We start from the raw sequence: 15,177 nt of genomic DNA, 5'->3' as shown, positions 1-15,177 counted from the left end.
CCTGAGGGCGCGGCGTCCGCGACAAAATCCTCGACCCTGCCCATGCCCGCCATCGAATCCTCTACGCCCACGACACCCGCTGCACCCGATTTTCGCTCGCGCGAATTCCTGCTGGACCACGCGCTGCGCACGATGACGTTCTATCACCCGTACTGCATGGACCCGGCGGGCGGCTTCTACCACTTCTACAAGAAAGATGGCTCCGTCTACGACCGCAAGACGCGGCATCTCGTATCGAGCACGCGCTTCATATTCACCTACGCGATGGCGTACAAGCACTTCGGCCTCGACGAATATCGCGGCGGCGTCGCGCACGGCCTCGCGTACCTGCGCGAGTTCCACCGCAATCCCGCGACGGGCGGCTACGCGTGGACGCTGAACGGCCGCGACGTCACCGACGCCACGAATCATTGCTACGGCCTCGCGTTCGTCGTGCTGGCGTATGCGAAGGCGCTGGAAGCGGGCTTCGAGGAAGCGCGCGGCTATCTGGAAGAAACGTGGGATTTGCTCGAAACCCGCTTCTGGGACGCGGACCACGGCCTCTACAAGGACGAAGCGACCGCCGACTGGCAAGTGTCCGACTATCGCGGACAGAACGCCAACATGCACGCGTGCGAGGCACTGCTCGCCGCCTACGAAGCCACGCACGACACACGCTATCTCGACCGCGCCGCGCTCCTCGCCGACAACATGGTGAACCGCCAGGCCGCGCTCGCGGGCGGGCTCGTGTGGGAGCACTACAAGCCGGACTGGTCGATCGACTGGGAGTACAACAAGGGCGATCGCAGCAATATCTTCCGTCCGTGGGGCTTTCAGCCCGGGCATCAGACGGAGTGGGCAAAGCTCTTGCTTATCCTGGACCGGCATCGTCGGCAAGCATGGCATTTGACCCGCGCGCGCGAACTGTTCGACCGCGCGCTGGAACTGTCATGGGACGACGAGCACGGCGGCATGGTCTACGGTTTCGACCCCGAAGGCCGCTTCTACGACGAAGACAAGTATTTCTGGGTGCAGGCCGAGTCGCTGGCGACGGCCGCGCTGCTTGCCGACCGCATGTCGAAAGAAGGCGACGAAGCCGCTGCGCAGCGCTACTGGAACGATTACGAGCGGCTCTGGGCCTATAGCTGGGCGCATTTCGTCGATCACAAGTACGGCGCGTGGTATCGCATCCTGTCGCGCGACAACCGCCAGTACAGCGACGAGAAAAGCCCGGCCGGCAAGGTCGACTATCACACGATGGGCGCGTGCTACGAAGTGTTGAGCGTCGCGCGCTGAACGGAACACTCTGTCACGAATACGAGGAACGCAACGATGAAAACCAAAGCCGCCATCGCATGGGAAGCAGGCAAGCCGCTGACAATCGAAGAGGTCGATCTCGAAGGGCCGCGCGCCGGTGAGGTGCTGATCGAAGTGAAGGCGACGGGCATCTGCCACACCGACTACTACACACTCTCGGGCGCCGATCCGGAAGGCATTTTCCCTGCGATCCTCGGGCACGAAGGCGCGGGCGTGATCGTCGACGTGGGGCCGGGCGTCGGCACGCTGAAAAAGGGCGACCACGTCATTCCGCTCTACACGCCGGAGTGCCGCCAGTGCAAGTTCTGCCTGTCGCGCAAGACGAACCTGTGTCAGGCGATCCGCTCGACGCAAGGCCGCGGCCTCATGCCCGATGCCACCTCGCGCTTCTCGCTCGACGGCAAGCCGCTCTTTCACTACATGGGCACGTCGACGTTTTCGAACTACATCGTGGTTCCCGAAATCGCGGTCGCGAAAGTGCGTGAGGATGCGCCGTTCGACAAGATCTGCTACATCGGCTGCGGCGTGACGACGGGCGTCGGCGCCGTCGTGTATTCGGCGAAGGTCGAAGCGGGCGCGAACGTTGTCGTGTTCGGGCTGGGCGGCATCGGGCTCAACGTGATTCAGGGCGCGAAGATGGTCGGCGCGGACAAGATCATCGGCGTCGATATCAATCCGGGGCGCGTGGAACTTGCAAAGAAGTTCGGCATGACGCACTTCATCAACCCGAAGGAGGTCGAGAACGTCGTCGATCACATCGTGCAACTCACCGATGGCGGCGCCGACTATTCGTTCGAATGCGTCGGCAACGTCAAGCTGATGCGGCAGGCGCTCGAATGCACGCACAAGGGCTGGGGACAGTCGTTCATCATCGGCGTGGCGGCGGCAGGCGAGGAAATCTCGACGCGGCCGTTCCAGCTCGTCACGGGCCGCGAGTGGAAAGGCTCGGCGTTCGGCGGCGCGCGCGGGCGCACGGACGTTCCGAAAATCGTCGACTGGTACATGGAAGGCAAGATCAACATCGACGATCTGATCACGCACCATCTGCCGCTCGAACGCATCAACGAAGGCTTCGATCTGATGAAGAAGGGCGAGTCGATCCGCTCGGTCGTGCTGTACTAACGGAGGCGGCGACGATGCTTGAACTCGTGGAAGAACATCACTCGTGGGGCGGCGTGCAGCGGACCTATCGGCACGACTCGAAGTCGATCGGCCTGCCGATGCGCTTTTCGGTGTTTTTGCCGGAAGCGGCATCGTCGGGGAAGGTGCCGGCGCTGTTCTATCTCGCTGGCCTCACTTGCACCGAAGAGACGTTTCCGATCAAGGCCGGCGCGCAGCGTTACGCCGCGGAGCACGGCATCGCGCTGATTTCGCCGGATACGAGCCCGCGCGGCGCAAATGCGCCGGACGAAAGCGCGGCATGGGACTTTGGCGTCGGCGCGGGCTTTTACGTCGATGCGACGCAGGAGCCATGGTCGAAGCACTATCGGATGTATTCGTACGTGACGCAGGATTTGCGCGAAACGGTGCTCGCGGAACTGCCGGTGAACGGCGATCGGCTCGGCATCTTCGGGCATTCGATGGGCGGCCACGGCGCGCTCGTGCTCGCGCTGCGTAACCCTGATATTTATCGATCGGTGTCGGCGTTCGCGCCGATTGCCGCGCCGTCGCGCTGTCCGTGGGGCGTGAAGGCGTTCTCAGGCTATCTCGGCGACGACCGCGAAGCGTGGAAGCACTACGACGCAAGCGAACTGGTGAAGGGCGCGTCGGCGGGGCGCTTTGCCGAAGGCATCCTGATCGATCAGGGACTCGCCGATCAGTTTCTCGCCGGGCAGCTTTATCCCGAGGTGTTCGAAGCGGCCGCCGCCGAAGCCGGGCAAAAGGTGACGCTGCGCCGGCACGAAGGCTACGACCACGGGTATTACTTCATCTCGACGTTTGTAGGCGAGCACATCGCGCATCACGCGCGAGTTTTGCGCGCGTAGGCGAACTCACCGGCGCGCCACCAGACTTCCGCCATAGACGAGCGCCGCGAGCATCGTGATCCAGAAGCTCGTCGGCCAGTCGGTGTAGTAGGCGAGCGTGAGCCCCGCCCACGCTTGCCCCAAGGCGAACACGGCGGCGAGCAGGAGCCCGGTCCAGAGCCGCGTCGTCACGTTCTGCGCGGCCGCGGCCGGTCCGACCATCAGCGCGAACACGAGCAGCACGCCGACGATCTGCGTGCACGCGGCGACGGCGAGCGCGGTGATCGACAAAAAAAGCACCGACACGAAACGCAGCGACACGCCCTTCGCCTCGGCCAGTTCGGGTTGAAGCGACGCGAACAAGAGCGGACGCATGATCGCCGCGAGCGCGACGAGACTGACCACCGCGAGGCCTGCCAGCACCGCGAGCGTTTCGTGATTCACGCCGAGTACGTTGCCGAAAAGCAGGGCGGTCGCTTGCGTCGCGTAAGCGGTGAAGAAGTGCAGAAACAGCAGCCCGAGCCCCAGCGACAACGACAAGATCACGCCGATCGCGACATCGCGCCCCGACAGCTTTTCGCCGAGCGCGCCCATGCCGACGCCCGCCGCGAGCGTGAATCCGACCATCCCCCACAGCGGCGACACGCCGACCAGCACCGCGCCCGTCGCGCCGGTGAAGCCGACGTGCGAGAGCGCGTGACCGGCGAAGGTTTGTCCGCGCAGCACGAGAAAGTACCCGACGATCCCCGCCAGCACCGCGACGATCCCCGACGCCGCGAACGCATTCACCATGAAGTCGTATTCAAACATGCGTGTGCTTTCCTTTGGCCTTGTGAGCGTGATCGTGTCCGTGCTCATGACCGTGATCGTGCTCATGCTCATGCCCGTCGTCGCCTTCTTCGTGCGCGTGATCGAGCTTGTCGATCTCGACATCGCCCGACATCACGAAGATGCGCCCGTTCACGCGCATCACGTCGATCGGCGAGCCGTAGAGTTGCGAGAGCACCGGCTTCGTGATCACTTCATCGACGGTGCCGAGCGCCGCGCGCCCGTTGCCGAGATACAGCACGCGATCGAGCGAATTGAGCAGCGGGTTGAGTTCGTGCGCAGAAAACAGCACGGTGATGTTGAGCTCGCGCTGCACGCGCCGCACGAGATCGACTACGCCCGTCTGATGACGCGGATCGAGGCTGATGAGCGGCTCGTCCAGCAACAGCACTTTCGGGTTGCCGAGCAGGCACTGCGCGAGCAGCAGGCGCTGGCGCTCGCCGCCCGAGAGCTCCGACAGCGGCCGCGCCGCAAGCGCATGAGCATCGACGAGATCGAGCACGCGATCGACGTCCGCGCGAATCGCCGCGCCCGCGTGCGGCACGCCCCAGCGATGACCGTCGGCGGCCATCGTGACGAAATCGCGCCCGCGCACGCGCCGGCCCGCCAGACCGCTGCGAATCTGCGGCATATACCCGATCGACGGATTGCCGCGCACGACCGCCTCGCCGCCCACGCGGATCGATCCGCCGGACAGCGGTAAAAGCCCGAGCAGCGCGCGCATCAGCGTGGTCTTGCCCGCGCCGTTCGGCCCGAGCACGCCGATGAACTCGCCGGTGCGCACGGTGAAGCTCGCGTGATTGAGGATCGCGCGCCCGCCGAGTTCGAGCGTGACGTGCTCGACTTCGATCGCGTTGTCAGGAGCACCGCTCATCGTTGCCATCCTTGCAGCGCGCCGGACAGGGCGTCGAGCTGGAAAGTCATCCATTGCTGGTAGGTCTTGCCGGCGGGCAGCGTCTCCGTGACGCTCACGCTCGGCACGCGCCATTCCTGCGATAGCTTGAGCATGCGCTTCGTCAGCGCTTCCGTCGCCTGGCTGTTGTAGATCAGCACGTGCACGCGGCGTTCGCGCAGGTCTTTTTCGAACGCGGCGATATCGGCGGCGCTCGGTTCGGTTTCGTTCATCGCGGCGAGCTGGAAGCGCTGGTTGCGCATCTCGAAGCCGATCGCGTCCGCCATGTAGCCGAAGACCGGCTCGGTCGCGGTCACGGGCACGCCCTTGTAGTGCGAGTTCAGCACGGCGACGCGGTTGTCGATCGTCTTCATCGAGGCGAGAAACGTTGCAAGCCGCGCGTCGTAGTCGCTCTTGTGCGCGGGGTCGGCCTCCACGAGATAGCGGCTCACGGCCTTCGCGACGACGGGCATCGTCGCCGGGTCGTACCAGAGGTGCGGGTTGTCGCCGGACTTCTTGCCGACGAGTTGGGCGACCACGATCGTCGTGCGCTTCTCACCCTTCGATACCGCGAGCAGCTTGTCCATCCACGGATCGTAGTCGGCGCCGTTGTAGACGACGAGCGCCGCGTGCTGCAACGCGCGTGCCGTCTTCGGGCTGGCTTCGAAGAGGTGCGGGTCTTCGTCGGGATTGTTGAGGATGCTCGTCACCTGCACGCGATCGCCGCCCAACTGCTTCACGACATCGGCGTAGAAATTCTCCGCGGCGACCACGGCGATGCGTTGGGATTGCGTTTGCGTCTGCGCCACGGCAGCGCCGCACAAGCCGAGCAAGAGCGCGGCGGCCATCAGGATGTTCTTCATGTTCGTATCGACCGGATTGTTCTTGGGATCGTTGTCGGAAGGCTCAGGCGTCGCGTTGTTTGTGCTGGCACTCGCTGCACAGGCCGCTCAATTCGACGACCTGATGGCGCACCTCGAAGCCGTGCGCGGGCGCGCTCGCCGAGAGCGTGGAGGCGAGTTCGTCGCCGGGGATTTCAAGCGTCGCGCCGCATTCGTCGCAGATGAGGAACTGGCTCTCGTGCGGCTGGCCCACGTCGCAGCACGCGAAGAACGCGTTCTTCGAGGCGATCCGGTGGACGAAGCCGTTCTCGACCAGAAAGTCGAGCGCGCGATAGATCGTCGTGGGCGGCACGCGGCCGCCGCGATGCGGCTCCATCGCGTCGATCAGGTCGTAGGCGCCGATCGGTTTCTGCGCGCGCAGGACGAGTTCGTAGACCTGGCGCCTCAACGGCGTGAGCGCAATGCCGCGTTCGGCGGCAAGCGCTTCGGCGCGGGACAGCATGTGTTCGTAGGACGCTGACATGGTTTCTCGCGGGTTTTCGTGATTCAGAAATTTCCGAGATGATATAACGTATCACTACCTTTTGCGCAGCCGATTTTCTTCGGCTGCCCGCATTTCAATTCCCTTCTATTTCGCTGTCAGCCGCGCCAGCAGGGGTTTTCCCGGAGTCGCGCCGCATGGCGCGGCGCAGCATCGAAAGATCGCAACGCGCCTTGACAGCGCTCGACGCGTCGCCGATCATTCGATCAAAGAGAGAGCAATTGTTCGCATGCAGAGCGTTCGCTCAGGGCGGCGAGACGAGAAAACGAACCCGGAGACAGCCTTGAAACTGCAAGACAAGGTAGCGATCATCACTGGCGCCGCGAGCGGCATTGGCGAGGCGGTAGCGAAGCGGTATCTCGACGAAGGCGCGAAAGTCGTCGTCGTCGATGTGAAGGACGAAGGCGAACTCGCCGCGCGTTACACGGCGACCGCGGACCGCGTGCTGGCTCTGCGCGCAGACGTGACGAAGCGCGAAGACATCCAGCGCATCGTCGATTCGACGGTCAAGCGCTTCGGCGGCATCGACATCCTCTTGAACAACGCGGCGCTGTTCGATATGCGCCCGATCCTCGACGAGTCCTGGGACGTCTACGACCGCCTCTACGCGGTCAACGTGAAGGGCATGTTCTTCCTGATGCAGGCGGTGGCTCAGCGCATGGTCGAGCAGGGCCGCGGCGGCAAGATCGTCAACATGGCGTCGCAGGCGGGCCGGCGCGGCGAGTCGCTCGTCTCGCACTATTGCGCGACGAAGGCCGCAGTCATCAGCTATACGCAGTCGGCGGCGCTCGCGCTTGCAAAGGAGCGCATCAACGTGAACGGCATCGCGCCGGGCGTCGTCGATACACCGATGTGGGAGCAGGTCGATGCGCTCTTCGCAAAGTACGAGAACCGGCCGCTCGGCGAGAAGAAACGCCTCGTGGGCGAGGAAGTGCCGCTCGGACGCATGGGTCTGCCCGCCGACCTGACAGGCGCGGCGCTCTTCCTGGCATCGGCGGATTCGGACTACATCACCGCGCAGACGTTGAACGTCGACGGCGGCAACTGGATGAGCTGAGCCCGCTCGGGTCCGGTCATTTCACAACGGTCACTTGAATGCCTTCCGGCGCCGTCTATATTGGAACGGCGCAGGCGTCGCCCTCATCGATATTCACGCATGGAGCTTGACGCGTGGAGCCGGTGAGGCAAATGCGAGAAGCAAAAACGCGTCACACCAACAATCAGCAAGCCCCGCAGCACGCGTGCCGTGCTCACGAAAAAGGAGACGAAACAACCATGAAACGCGCCCAACTCACCCTTCGAGTCCAGTCGCGCCGCACGACGGCTGCGCGCACGCTAGCCCTTGCCGCGTTCGCGGCCGCCGCGCTTGCGCCGGTGGCCTCGCGCGCCGCCACCGTCACGATCGCCACGCTGAACAACCCGGACATGATCGAGTTGAAGAAGCTGTCGCCGGCGTTCGAGAAGGCGAATCCCGACATCCAGCTCAAGTGGGTGATCCTCGAAGAAAACGTGCTGCGCCAGCGCGCCACGACCGACATCACGACCAACAGCGGCCAGTTCGACGTGATGGCGATCGGCACGTATGAGGCGCCGCAGTGGGGCAAGCGCGGCTGGCTCATCCCGATGACCAACCTCCCCGCCGACTACGACCTCGAAGACGTCGTGAAGACCGCTCGCGATGGCCTGTCCTACAACGGCCAGTTGTACGCGCTGCCGTTCTACGTCGAAAGCTCGATGACGTATTACCGTAAGGACCTGTTCCAGGCGGCCGGCCTCAAGATGCCCGACCAGCCGACCTACGACCAGATCAAGCAGTTCGCGGACAAGCTCACCGACAAGTCAAAAGGCCAGTACGGAATTTGCCTGCGCGGCAAGGCAGGCTGGGGCGAGAACATGGCGTTCGTCTCGACGGTCGTGAACACGTTCGGCGGCCGCTGGTTCGACGAGAACTGGAAGGCGCAACTCGACACGCCGGAGTGGCACAAGGCGGTCAGCTTCTACTCGGACCTGCTGAAGAGCGACGGGCCTCCGGGAGCCAGCTCGAACGGCTTCAACGAAAACCTCACGCTGATGTCCTCGGGCAAATGCGCGATGTGGATCGACGCGACGGTCGCGGCCGGCATGCTCTACAACAAGGCGCAATCGCAGGTGGCCGACAAGATCGGCTTCGCGGCGGCGCCTGTCGCCGTGACACCGAAGGGCTCGCACTGGCTGTGGTCGTGGTCGCTCGCGATCCCGAAGACGTCGAAGTCGCAGGATGCCGCGAAGAAATTCGTCACGTGGGCGACCTCGAAGCAGTACATCGAGATGGTCGGCAAGGACGAAGGCTGGGCGTCGGTGCCGCCGGGCACGCGTAAATCCACCTACGCGCGCCCCGAGTACAAGCAGGCCGCGCCGTTCGGCGACTTCGTGCTGAAGGCGATCGAATCCGCCGATCCGAACGACTCGTCGCTGAAGAAGGTGCCGTATAGCGGCATCCAGTTCGTCGGCATTCCCGAGTTCCAGTCGTTCGGCACGGTCGTCGGCCAGTCGATCGCGGGCGTCGTTGCAGGGCAGAGCAACGTCGATGCCGCGCTCAAGGCAGGCAATGCCGCCGCCGATCGCGCGGTGAAACAGGCGGGCTATCAAAAGTAAGGATGCAGGCGCTGTAACCCATCGCAGCAAAGCGGGCCGCGCGGCAACGAAGCGCGCGGCGCGGCTCGCGCTTCAGAGAGGTGACACGATCATGAGTCAACTGAATCCCCCGCTGACCGAGCACTACGCCGAGTCCGCCGCGGAGCGCGACAAGCGCCGCGCGAAGTCGGTCCGCTGGCTCATCAGCCCGTCGACCGGCCTGCTGTTCCTGTGGATGGCGATCCCGCTCGCGATGACGATCTGGTATTCGTTCTCGCGCTACAACCTGCTCAATCCCGATGTCAAAGGCTTCGCCGGCCTCGACAACTATCACTTCCTCGCCACCGACCCCGCGTTCGGCCCGTCCATCGGCCACACGCTGACGCTGATCGGCTCCGTGCTGGCGATCACGGTGATCGGCGGCACGCTGCTCGCGGTGCTGTTCGACCGCAAGTTCATCGGGCAGGGCATCGCGCGGCTTCTGGTGATCGCGCCGTTCTTCGTGATGCCGACCGTCAGCGCGCTCATCTGGAAGAACATGATCCTGCATCCGGTCTACGGGCTGATCGCGCAGGGCATGCTCGCGCTCGGCATGCAGCCGATCGACTGGTTCGCCGAGTATCCGCTCTTCGCGGTGATCATGATCGTCGCATGGCAGTGGCTGCCGTTCGCGTTCCTGATCCTCTTCACGGCAATTCAATCGCTCGACCAGGAGCAGAAGGAAGCGGCGCGCATCGACGGCGCGGGCCCGTTCGCAATGTTCTTCTTCATCACGCTGCCGCATTTGAAGCGCGCGATCGCGGTCGTGGTGATGATGGAAACCATTTTCCTGCTGTCGATCTTCGCGGAAATCTATACGACCACCGGCGGCGGCCCGGGCACGGCGACAACCAACCTGTCGTACCTGATCTACGCGCTCGGCCTGCAGCAATTCGACGTCGGCCTCGCGTCCGCTGGCGGCATTCTCGCGGTCGTGCTGGCGAACATCGTCGCGTTCTTCCTCGTGCGGATGCTCGCGAAAAACCTCAAAGGGGAGTACGACTCATGAGCCATCCCGTTACCGCCACCACGTCCGTGCCTGTCCTCGATACGGTCAAGCGCGTCCTGCCCGGCATCTTCGCGTGGTTCTTCGCGATCCTGCTGTTCTTCCCGATCTTCTGGATGACCATCACGGCGTTCAAGACCGAGCAGCAGGCGTATGCGTCGTCGCTCTTCTTCACGCCGACGCTCGACAGCTTCCGCGAGGTGTTCGCGCGCAGCAACTACTTCGGCTTCGCGTGGAATTCGATCTTGATCTCGCTCGGCGTCACCGTGATCTGCCTGTTGCTCGCGGTGCCGTGCGCCTACGCGATGGCCTTCTTCCCGACGAAGAAGACGCAGAAAGTGCTGCTGTGGATGCTCTCGACGAAGATGATGCCGTCGGTCGGCGTGCTGGTGCCGATCTACCTGCTGTGGAAGAACAGCGGCCTGCTCGACACCGTGACGGGCCTCATCATCGTCTACACGCTGATCAACTTGCCGATTGCCGTGTGGATGGCGTTCACGTACTTCAACGAAGTGCCGCGCGACATCCTGGAGGCGGGACGCATCGACGGCGCGTCGACCTGGCAGGAGATCGTCTACCTGCTGATGCCGATGGCGTTGCCGGGGCTCGCATCGACGGGTCTGCTGCTCGTGATCCTCTCGTGGAACGAGGCGTTCTGGAGCATCAATTTGTCGTCGTCGAACGCCGCGCCGCTCACGGTGTTCATCGCGTCTTATTCGAGTCCGGAAGGCTTGTTCTGGGCGAAGCTCTCGGCGGCGTCGCTGCTGGCGGTCGCGCCGATCCTGATCGTCGGCTGGCTGTCGCAGAAGCAGCTCGTGCGTGGCCTGACGTTCGGCGCGGTGAAGTGAGGCGATGCTTGTGAACCTCAACCTGAACCTCGCCTCGAGCCCGCCCGACGTCGCCGACCGCCTGATGATCTGCGACTGCGACGGCGTCCTGATCGACAGCGAAGCCGTCGCGGCGCGCGTGCTCATCGAGGAACTGCATGCGCTGTGGCCGGGCGTCGATGTCGAGCCGGTCGTGATGCCGCTGCTCGGCTTGCGGATCGAAGCGGTGCTTGGCAGCACGGCGGAAACCCTCAACCGCACCATCGATGCCGCGCAGATCGACTCGATCCGGCGCGCGGTCGAAGCGGCGGCGGTGCAGGCGCCGGCGGTCGCGGGCATCGCCGAGGCGCTCGCTGCGATTCCCGTGCGCAAGGCGTGCGCGAGCAACAGCTTCGCGCCATACGTCGAGACCGTGCTGAAGCGCACCGGCCTCGTGCGCTTCTTCGGCGAACGGCGCTTCACCGCCGACATGGTCGCGAACCCGAAGCCCGCGCCCGACGTGTACCTGGCGGCGGCGCGCACGCTGCGGGTATCGGCGGAACACTGCCTCGTGGTCGAGGACAGCGTGACCGGCGTCACCGCGGCGAAGGCGGCGGGGATGGCAGTGCTCGGCTTCATCGGCGGCGGGCACGCGACGGAAGGGCAAATCGAAGCGCTGCGGCGCGTGGGCGCAAGCGTCGTCTTTGACGACATGACGCGGCTGCCCGCGCTCGTCGGCGAATGGCTGCAGAGCGCAACCTTTGAAATTCGTTAATGACTGGAAGGCCATCGGCCCGATCCAGCACCGGATGCACGGAGACACATCATGGCTAGCCTGACATTACGTGGCATCAACAAGCGTTACGAAGAAACCGAGGTGATGAAGAGCGTCAACCTCGACATCAACGACGGCGAGTTCGTCGTGTTCGTCGGGCCGAGCGGCTGCGGCAAGTCGACGCTGATGCGCATGATCGCGGGCCTCGAGGACATCAGCGCGGGCGACCTGATGATCGACGGCACGCGTGTGAACGAACTGCCGCCCGCCAAGCGCGGCATCGCGATGGTGTTCCAGTCGTACGCGCTCTATCCGCACATGACGCTCTACGACAACATGGCGTTCGGCCTGAAGCTCGCGGGCGAGAAAAAGCCCGCAATCGATGCCGCCGTCAAGCAGGCGGCGAAGATTCTTCACATCGATCACTTGCTGGACCGCAAGCCGAAACAGTTGTCGGGCGGGCAGCGCCAGCGGGTGGCGATCGGGCGCGCGATTACGCGCAAGCCCAAGGTGTTTCTCTTCGACGAACCTCTCTCGAACCTCGACGCCGCGCTGCGCGTGAAGATGCGCCTCGAATTCGCCCGCCTGCACGACGAGCTCAAGACGACGATGATCTACGTGACGCACGATCAGGTCGAAGCGATGACGCTGGCGGACAAGATCGTCGTGCTGTCGGCGGGGAACGTCGAGCAGGTAGGCACGCCGAACCAGCTTTATCACGCGCCGGCGAACAAGTTCGTGGCGGGGTTCATCGGGTCGCCGAAGATGAACTTTTTGAACGGCACCGTCACGCAGGTGATGTCCGACGGTGTGCTCGTGAAGTACGCGACCGGCGAGACGCAACTCGTTGCTGTCGAGCCGGGGCCGGTGAAGGTCGGCGATGCGGTGACCGTCGGGATTCGGGGCGAGCATCTGCATGCGGGCACGGCGGCGACGATCGAGCACGGCGTGTCGAGCACGACGATGGCAGTCGAATCGCTCGGCGACGCGGCTTACCTGTACGCCGAGACGCCGGTTGCGCCGGATGGATTGATCGCGCGTATTCCGCCGCTGGAGCGGCATGCGCGCGGCGAGACGCTGAAGCTCGGCGCGACGCCTGAGCATTGCCATCTGTTCAACGCGGAAGGGCAGGCGTTCAAGCGGAAGATCATCGAGGTGTTGTCGGCGGCTTGAGCGTTGCCGCTGATGTCGCTACAGGCGCCCGTTAGTACTTCGCGCCGTAGCGCTTCAGCGCCTCGACGGCGCGTGCATTTCCTTGCGACTGCGCGACATTGAGCGCGGTGGTGCCGCGAGGGTCGGTGAAATTCACATCGGCGCCGTGGGCCAGAAGTTCCGGCACGAAATCGATACGGCCGAACAGTACCGCGAAGACGATAGCCGTCGCCCCTGACGCGTTCGCGTAGTTCAGGTCGCACGGCGCGGCTAGCAGCGCTCGGGCGGCGTCGAGTTCACCCTGGAAGATGGCGCCCATCAGCGCGGTGTTGCCGCGGCTGTCGGCCACGCAGGCGTCGGCGCCATTTTTCAGGAGCAGCGCCACGGCGTCGCGATGGCCGTGGTACGCGTTCAGCATGAGCGCGGTGTAACCGCCGCCGTTCTTGCCATCCAGTGGCTGACGGGCGTCGATCAATAGCTGAAGGATGTCGAGGCGTCCCATTCGTGCCGCGTCGAACCATTGGGCATCATAGGGCGACTTGCCTTGCGGCGCATCCGTGATCCCGGACGATAAAGGCGTCCGTGCCGGCATGCCCGCAGCGTCCGCCTGCGCGGCATGCGCCGCGCAGGCGACGGCAAGCGCCGCGCCCGTGAACAGCGCGCGACTCGCAGCCGCCGCGCGCTGCGCGCCCGTGAGTCGCCGCATGATGCGGCCATCGGCGGACGAGCGCTTCATATCAGCCCTCGAGCTTGGCGGCGAGTTGCTTGACACGCGCCACGTCGGCATTCGCGTCTTTCGCCACACGCGATCCCAATTCCGGATCGGCCTTGTAGAGATACGACAACACGGCGTACAGGTTGTCCTGGTTGCGGACCCGCTTCAGGTCGCCCGCGAGGTTGCCGACGAGGTCCGACTGATCCGCCGCCGACAGCGACCGGTAACGCTCGCCTGCCTGCCGGAACTCCAGCTTCTTCTTGATCGCGCGCTGCTGCGTGGTGCCGGCGAGCGGCGTTTCGATCAGGCGATAGGCCGGGTCCTGCTTCAGGTCTGCGAGCGTCGTGGGATCGTAGTCGGTGCTGCCCGCGCGGTTGAGCGCACTGCCGCCACCGCCCTCGTTGTTGTTCGTCACGGGCACGCGCGGACGATTGATCGGCAGGTTGATGCCGTTCGCGCCGAGACGGTAGATCTGCGTGTCGGCGTACGAGAAGAGGCGGCCCTGCAACATGCGGTCTTCCGACGGCTCGATGCCCGGCACCAGATGCGAAGGCGCAAACGCGGACTGCTCCGTCGATTCGAAGAAGTTGGCCGGCACCTTGTTCAGCGTGAGCGTGCCGACCATGCGTTCGGGCACGTCCTTCCATTCCTTGGTAGCGTCGAGCGCGTCATAGTCGAAACGGTCGATCTGGTCCGGCTTCAGCACCTGGACCATCAGGTCCCACTGCGGGTTCTCGCCCTTGCCGAGTGCGCCATAGAGATCGTTCGTCAGGTAATTCCAGTCCTTCGCGATCATTTGCGGGACCTGGTCCGGCGTCAGGTTCTCGATGCCCTGGCGGCTCTTCCAGTGAAACTTGACGTAGTGCACTTCGCCCTTCGCGTTGACCAGCTTGAACGCGTGATTCCCGAAGCCGTCCATCTTGCGGTACGAAACCGGCGTGCCGCGGTTCGAGTACAGCCAGGTCAGCATGGCGGTGCTTTCCGGCGCGTGCGCGAAGAAGTCGAACGCGCGGTTCGGATCCTGGACGTTCGTGACCGGATCGGGCTTTTGCGAGTGGATGAAATCGGGAAACTTGATTGCGTCGCGAATGAAGAAAATCGGGAAGTTGATGCCCACCAGATCCCAGTTGCCCTGCTCCGTGTAAAACTTCACCGCGAAGCCGCGCGGGTCGCGCAGCGTTTCCGGCGTACCCGAGGCGCCCGCGACCGTGGAAAAGCGCACGAACACCGGCGTGGTCTTGCCTGCGCGGAAAAGGTCGGCGCGCGTGATGTCGGAGAAGTCCGCGCTCGTCACGAACGAACCGAATGCACCCGTGCCGCGTGCGTGCACGACGCGCTCGGGAATGCGTTCGCGGTCGAAGCGCTGGAGCTTCTCGATCAGTTGGGAATCCTGCAGGAGAACGGGGCCGCTCGGGCCGGCCGTTTGCGAATTCTGATTGTCGCCGACCGGCGAGCCGTTGTCCCGCGTAATGGTGGCGGCGCTGAGCGAGCCACAGGCTGCTGCCGAGAAGGCAACCGCGCAGGCGAGTTGGGAGAGTTTTGTCCGCATCCTCATCATTTCCGAATCCTTATTATTGGGGATTAGGATGATTCCATCACACGAATGAGGATGTCTAATTAAGTAAGCCTATTAAGGCGGGGGGTGGAGACTATTTCATTGAGATAGACCGCCGCGAGCAGGGCGGGGTCCATGCGCCGGAAGAGCATC

15 protein-coding genes are annotated in these 15,177 nt (G+C 64.2%); 9 read left to right on the top strand and 6 right to left on the bottom strand.

The window, feature by feature from the left end; all coding sequences use genetic code 11:
* The first annotated feature begins 42 nt into the window (after positions 1 to 42).
* The 3 genes from AWB65_RS21975 to fghA are packed head-to-tail and all read left to right on the top strand — an operon-like array spanning position 43 to position 3,281.
* Positions 43 to 1,275 (top strand): AGE family epimerase/isomerase, encoded by a 1,233-nt coding sequence (locus tag AWB65_RS21975; RefSeq protein ID WP_087669145.1) that lies wholly within the window; start codon positions 43 to 45, stop codon positions 1,273 to 1,275.
* A 36-nt stretch (positions 1,276 to 1,311) separates the two neighbouring features.
* Entirely contained in the window at positions 1,312 to 2,418 is a 1,107-nt protein-coding gene (locus AWB65_RS21970; RefSeq protein WP_087654614.1) for an S-(hydroxymethyl)glutathione dehydrogenase/class III alcohol dehydrogenase, read from the top strand.
* Positions 2,419 to 2,432: 14 nt separating this feature from the next.
* A complete protein-coding gene (gene fghA / locus AWB65_RS21965; RefSeq protein WP_087669144.1) occupies positions 2,433 to 3,281 on the top strand; it encodes an S-formylglutathione hydrolase in 849 nt (282 codons plus the stop codon).
* Between the two features lie 6 nt (positions 3,282 to 3,287).
* Here the strand turns inward: fghA and AWB65_RS21960 are convergent, their stop codons facing one another.
* From AWB65_RS21960 to AWB65_RS21945, 4 genes are read right to left on the bottom strand one after another with little or no spacing between them, the layout of a single operon-like run.
* On the bottom strand, positions 3,288 to 4,070 hold the full coding sequence (locus tag AWB65_RS21960; RefSeq protein ID WP_087669143.1) for a metal ABC transporter permease: 783 nt from the start codon (positions 4,068 to 4,070) through the stop codon (positions 3,288 to 3,290).
* On the bottom strand, positions 4,063 to 4,962 hold the full coding sequence (locus AWB65_RS21955) for a metal ABC transporter ATP-binding protein (RefSeq protein ID WP_087669142.1): 900 nt from the start codon (positions 4,960 to 4,962) through the stop codon (positions 4,063 to 4,065). The genes AWB65_RS21960 and AWB65_RS21955 overlap by 8 nt, the downstream gene beginning before the upstream one ends.
* A complete protein-coding gene (locus tag AWB65_RS21950) occupies positions 4,959 to 5,843 on the bottom strand; it encodes a metal ABC transporter solute-binding protein (RefSeq protein ID WP_087669141.1) in 885 nt (294 codons plus the stop codon). Before AWB65_RS21950 ends, AWB65_RS21955 begins: the two co-directional genes overlap by 4 nt.
* 43 nt (positions 5,844 to 5,886) lie before the next feature.
* On the bottom strand, positions 5,887 to 6,345 hold the full coding sequence (locus AWB65_RS21945; protein ID WP_087669140.1) for a Fur family transcriptional regulator: 459 nt from the start codon (positions 6,343 to 6,345) through the stop codon (positions 5,887 to 5,889).
* A 301-nt stretch (positions 6,346 to 6,646) separates the two neighbouring features.
* On the opposite strand from AWB65_RS21945, the gene AWB65_RS21940 reads away from it, so the two are divergent.
* The 6 genes from AWB65_RS21940 (at position 6,647) to AWB65_RS21915 (ending at position 12,775) form a co-directional block, all read left to right on the top strand.
* On the top strand, positions 6,647 to 7,420 hold the full coding sequence (locus tag AWB65_RS21940) for an L-iditol 2-dehydrogenase (protein ID WP_087669139.1): 774 nt from the start codon (positions 6,647 to 6,649) through the stop codon (positions 7,418 to 7,420).
* A gap of 218 nt (positions 7,421 to 7,638) precedes the next feature.
* The gene (locus tag AWB65_RS21935) at positions 7,639 to 8,997 is read left to right on the top strand and encodes an ABC transporter substrate-binding protein (RefSeq protein WP_087669138.1); all 1,359 of its coding nucleotides are present in this window, start codon (positions 7,639 to 7,641) and stop codon (positions 8,995 to 8,997) included.
* A 91-nt stretch (positions 8,998 to 9,088) separates the two neighbouring features.
* Positions 9,089 to 10,024, top strand: a complete 936-nt coding sequence (locus AWB65_RS21930) for a carbohydrate ABC transporter permease (protein WP_087669137.1) — start codon at positions 9,089 to 9,091, stop codon at positions 10,022 to 10,024.
* A complete protein-coding gene (locus AWB65_RS21925) occupies positions 10,021 to 10,869 on the top strand; it encodes a carbohydrate ABC transporter permease (RefSeq protein WP_087654604.1) in 849 nt (282 codons plus the stop codon). The genes AWB65_RS21930 and AWB65_RS21925 overlap by 4 nt, the downstream gene beginning before the upstream one ends.
* A gap of 64 nt (positions 10,870 to 10,933) precedes the next feature.
* Entirely contained in the window at positions 10,934 to 11,602 is a 669-nt protein-coding gene (locus tag AWB65_RS21920; protein ID WP_087654805.1) for an HAD family hydrolase, read from the top strand.
* Positions 11,603 to 11,653: 51 nt separating this feature from the next.
* Positions 11,654 to 12,775, top strand: a complete 1,122-nt coding sequence (locus AWB65_RS21915; protein ID WP_087669136.1) for an ABC transporter ATP-binding protein — start codon at positions 11,654 to 11,656, stop codon at positions 12,773 to 12,775.
* A 31-nt stretch (positions 12,776 to 12,806) separates the two neighbouring features.
* Here the strand turns inward: AWB65_RS21915 and AWB65_RS21910 are convergent, their stop codons facing one another.
* Both AWB65_RS21910 and AWB65_RS21905 read right to left on the bottom strand, forming a co-directional pair.
* Positions 12,807 to 13,490: an ankyrin repeat domain-containing protein gene (locus tag AWB65_RS21910; protein ID WP_235007716.1), complete on the bottom strand. Its 684-nt coding sequence runs from the start codon at positions 13,488 to 13,490 to the stop codon at positions 12,807 to 12,809.
* 1 nt (position 13,491) lies between these two features.
* Positions 13,492 to 15,024: a catalase gene (locus AWB65_RS21905; protein WP_087669165.1), complete on the bottom strand. Its 1,533-nt coding sequence runs from the start codon at positions 15,022 to 15,024 to the stop codon at positions 13,492 to 13,494.
* Positions 15,025 to 15,177 lie beyond the last annotated feature (153 nt).

Source organism: Caballeronia humi, from assembly GCF_001544475.1.
In the GTDB taxonomy this organism is placed as follows: Bacteria; Pseudomonadota; Gammaproteobacteria; order Burkholderiales; family Burkholderiaceae; genus Caballeronia; species Caballeronia humi.
The sequence above is the reverse complement of the archived record's forward strand: the minus strand, read 5'-3'. Positions and strand labels throughout refer to the sequence as shown.

Bases quoted from the DNA above. Each gene is read 5' to 3' on its own strand.
- AWB65_RS21975 (WP_087669145.1), top strand. From the start codon at position 43: ATGCCCGCCATCGAATCCTCTACGCCCACGACACCCGCTGCACCCGAT.
- AWB65_RS21970 (WP_087654614.1), top strand. From the start codon at position 1,312: ATGAAAACCAAAGCCGCCATCGCATGGGAAGCAGGCAAGCCGCTGACA.
- fghA (WP_087669144.1), top strand. From the start codon at position 2,433: ATGCTTGAACTCGTGGAAGAACATCACTCGTGGGGCGGCGTGCAGCGG.
- AWB65_RS21960 (WP_087669143.1), bottom strand. From the start codon at position 4,070: ATGTTTGAATACGACTTCATGGTGAATGCGTTCGCGGCGTCGGGGATC.
- AWB65_RS21955 (WP_087669142.1), bottom strand. From the start codon at position 4,962: ATGAGCGGTGCTCCTGACAACGCGATCGAAGTCGAGCACGTCACGCTC.
- AWB65_RS21950 (WP_087669141.1), bottom strand. From the start codon at position 5,843: ATGAAGAACATCCTGATGGCCGCCGCGCTCTTGCTCGGCTTGTGCGGC.
- AWB65_RS21945 (WP_087669140.1), bottom strand. From the start codon at position 6,345: ATGTCAGCGTCCTACGAACACATGCTGTCCCGCGCCGAAGCGCTTGCC.
- AWB65_RS21935 (WP_087669138.1), top strand. From the start codon at position 7,639: ATGAAACGCGCCCAACTCACCCTTCGAGTCCAGTCGCGCCGCACGACG.
- AWB65_RS21930 (WP_087669137.1), top strand. From the start codon at position 9,089: ATGAGTCAACTGAATCCCCCGCTGACCGAGCACTACGCCGAGTCCGCC.
- AWB65_RS21925 (WP_087654604.1), top strand. From the start codon at position 10,021: ATGAGCCATCCCGTTACCGCCACCACGTCCGTGCCTGTCCTCGATACG.
- AWB65_RS21920 (WP_087654805.1), top strand. From the start codon at position 10,934: ATGATCTGCGACTGCGACGGCGTCCTGATCGACAGCGAAGCCGTCGCG.
- AWB65_RS21915 (WP_087669136.1), top strand. From the start codon at position 11,654: ATGGCTAGCCTGACATTACGTGGCATCAACAAGCGTTACGAAGAAACC.
- AWB65_RS21910 (WP_235007716.1), bottom strand. From the start codon at position 13,490: ATGAAGCGCTCGTCCGCCGATGGCCGCATCATGCGGCGACTCACGGGC.
- AWB65_RS21905 (WP_087669165.1), bottom strand. From the start codon at position 15,024: ATGAGGATGCGGACAAAACTCTCCCAACTCGCCTGCGCGGTTGCCTTC.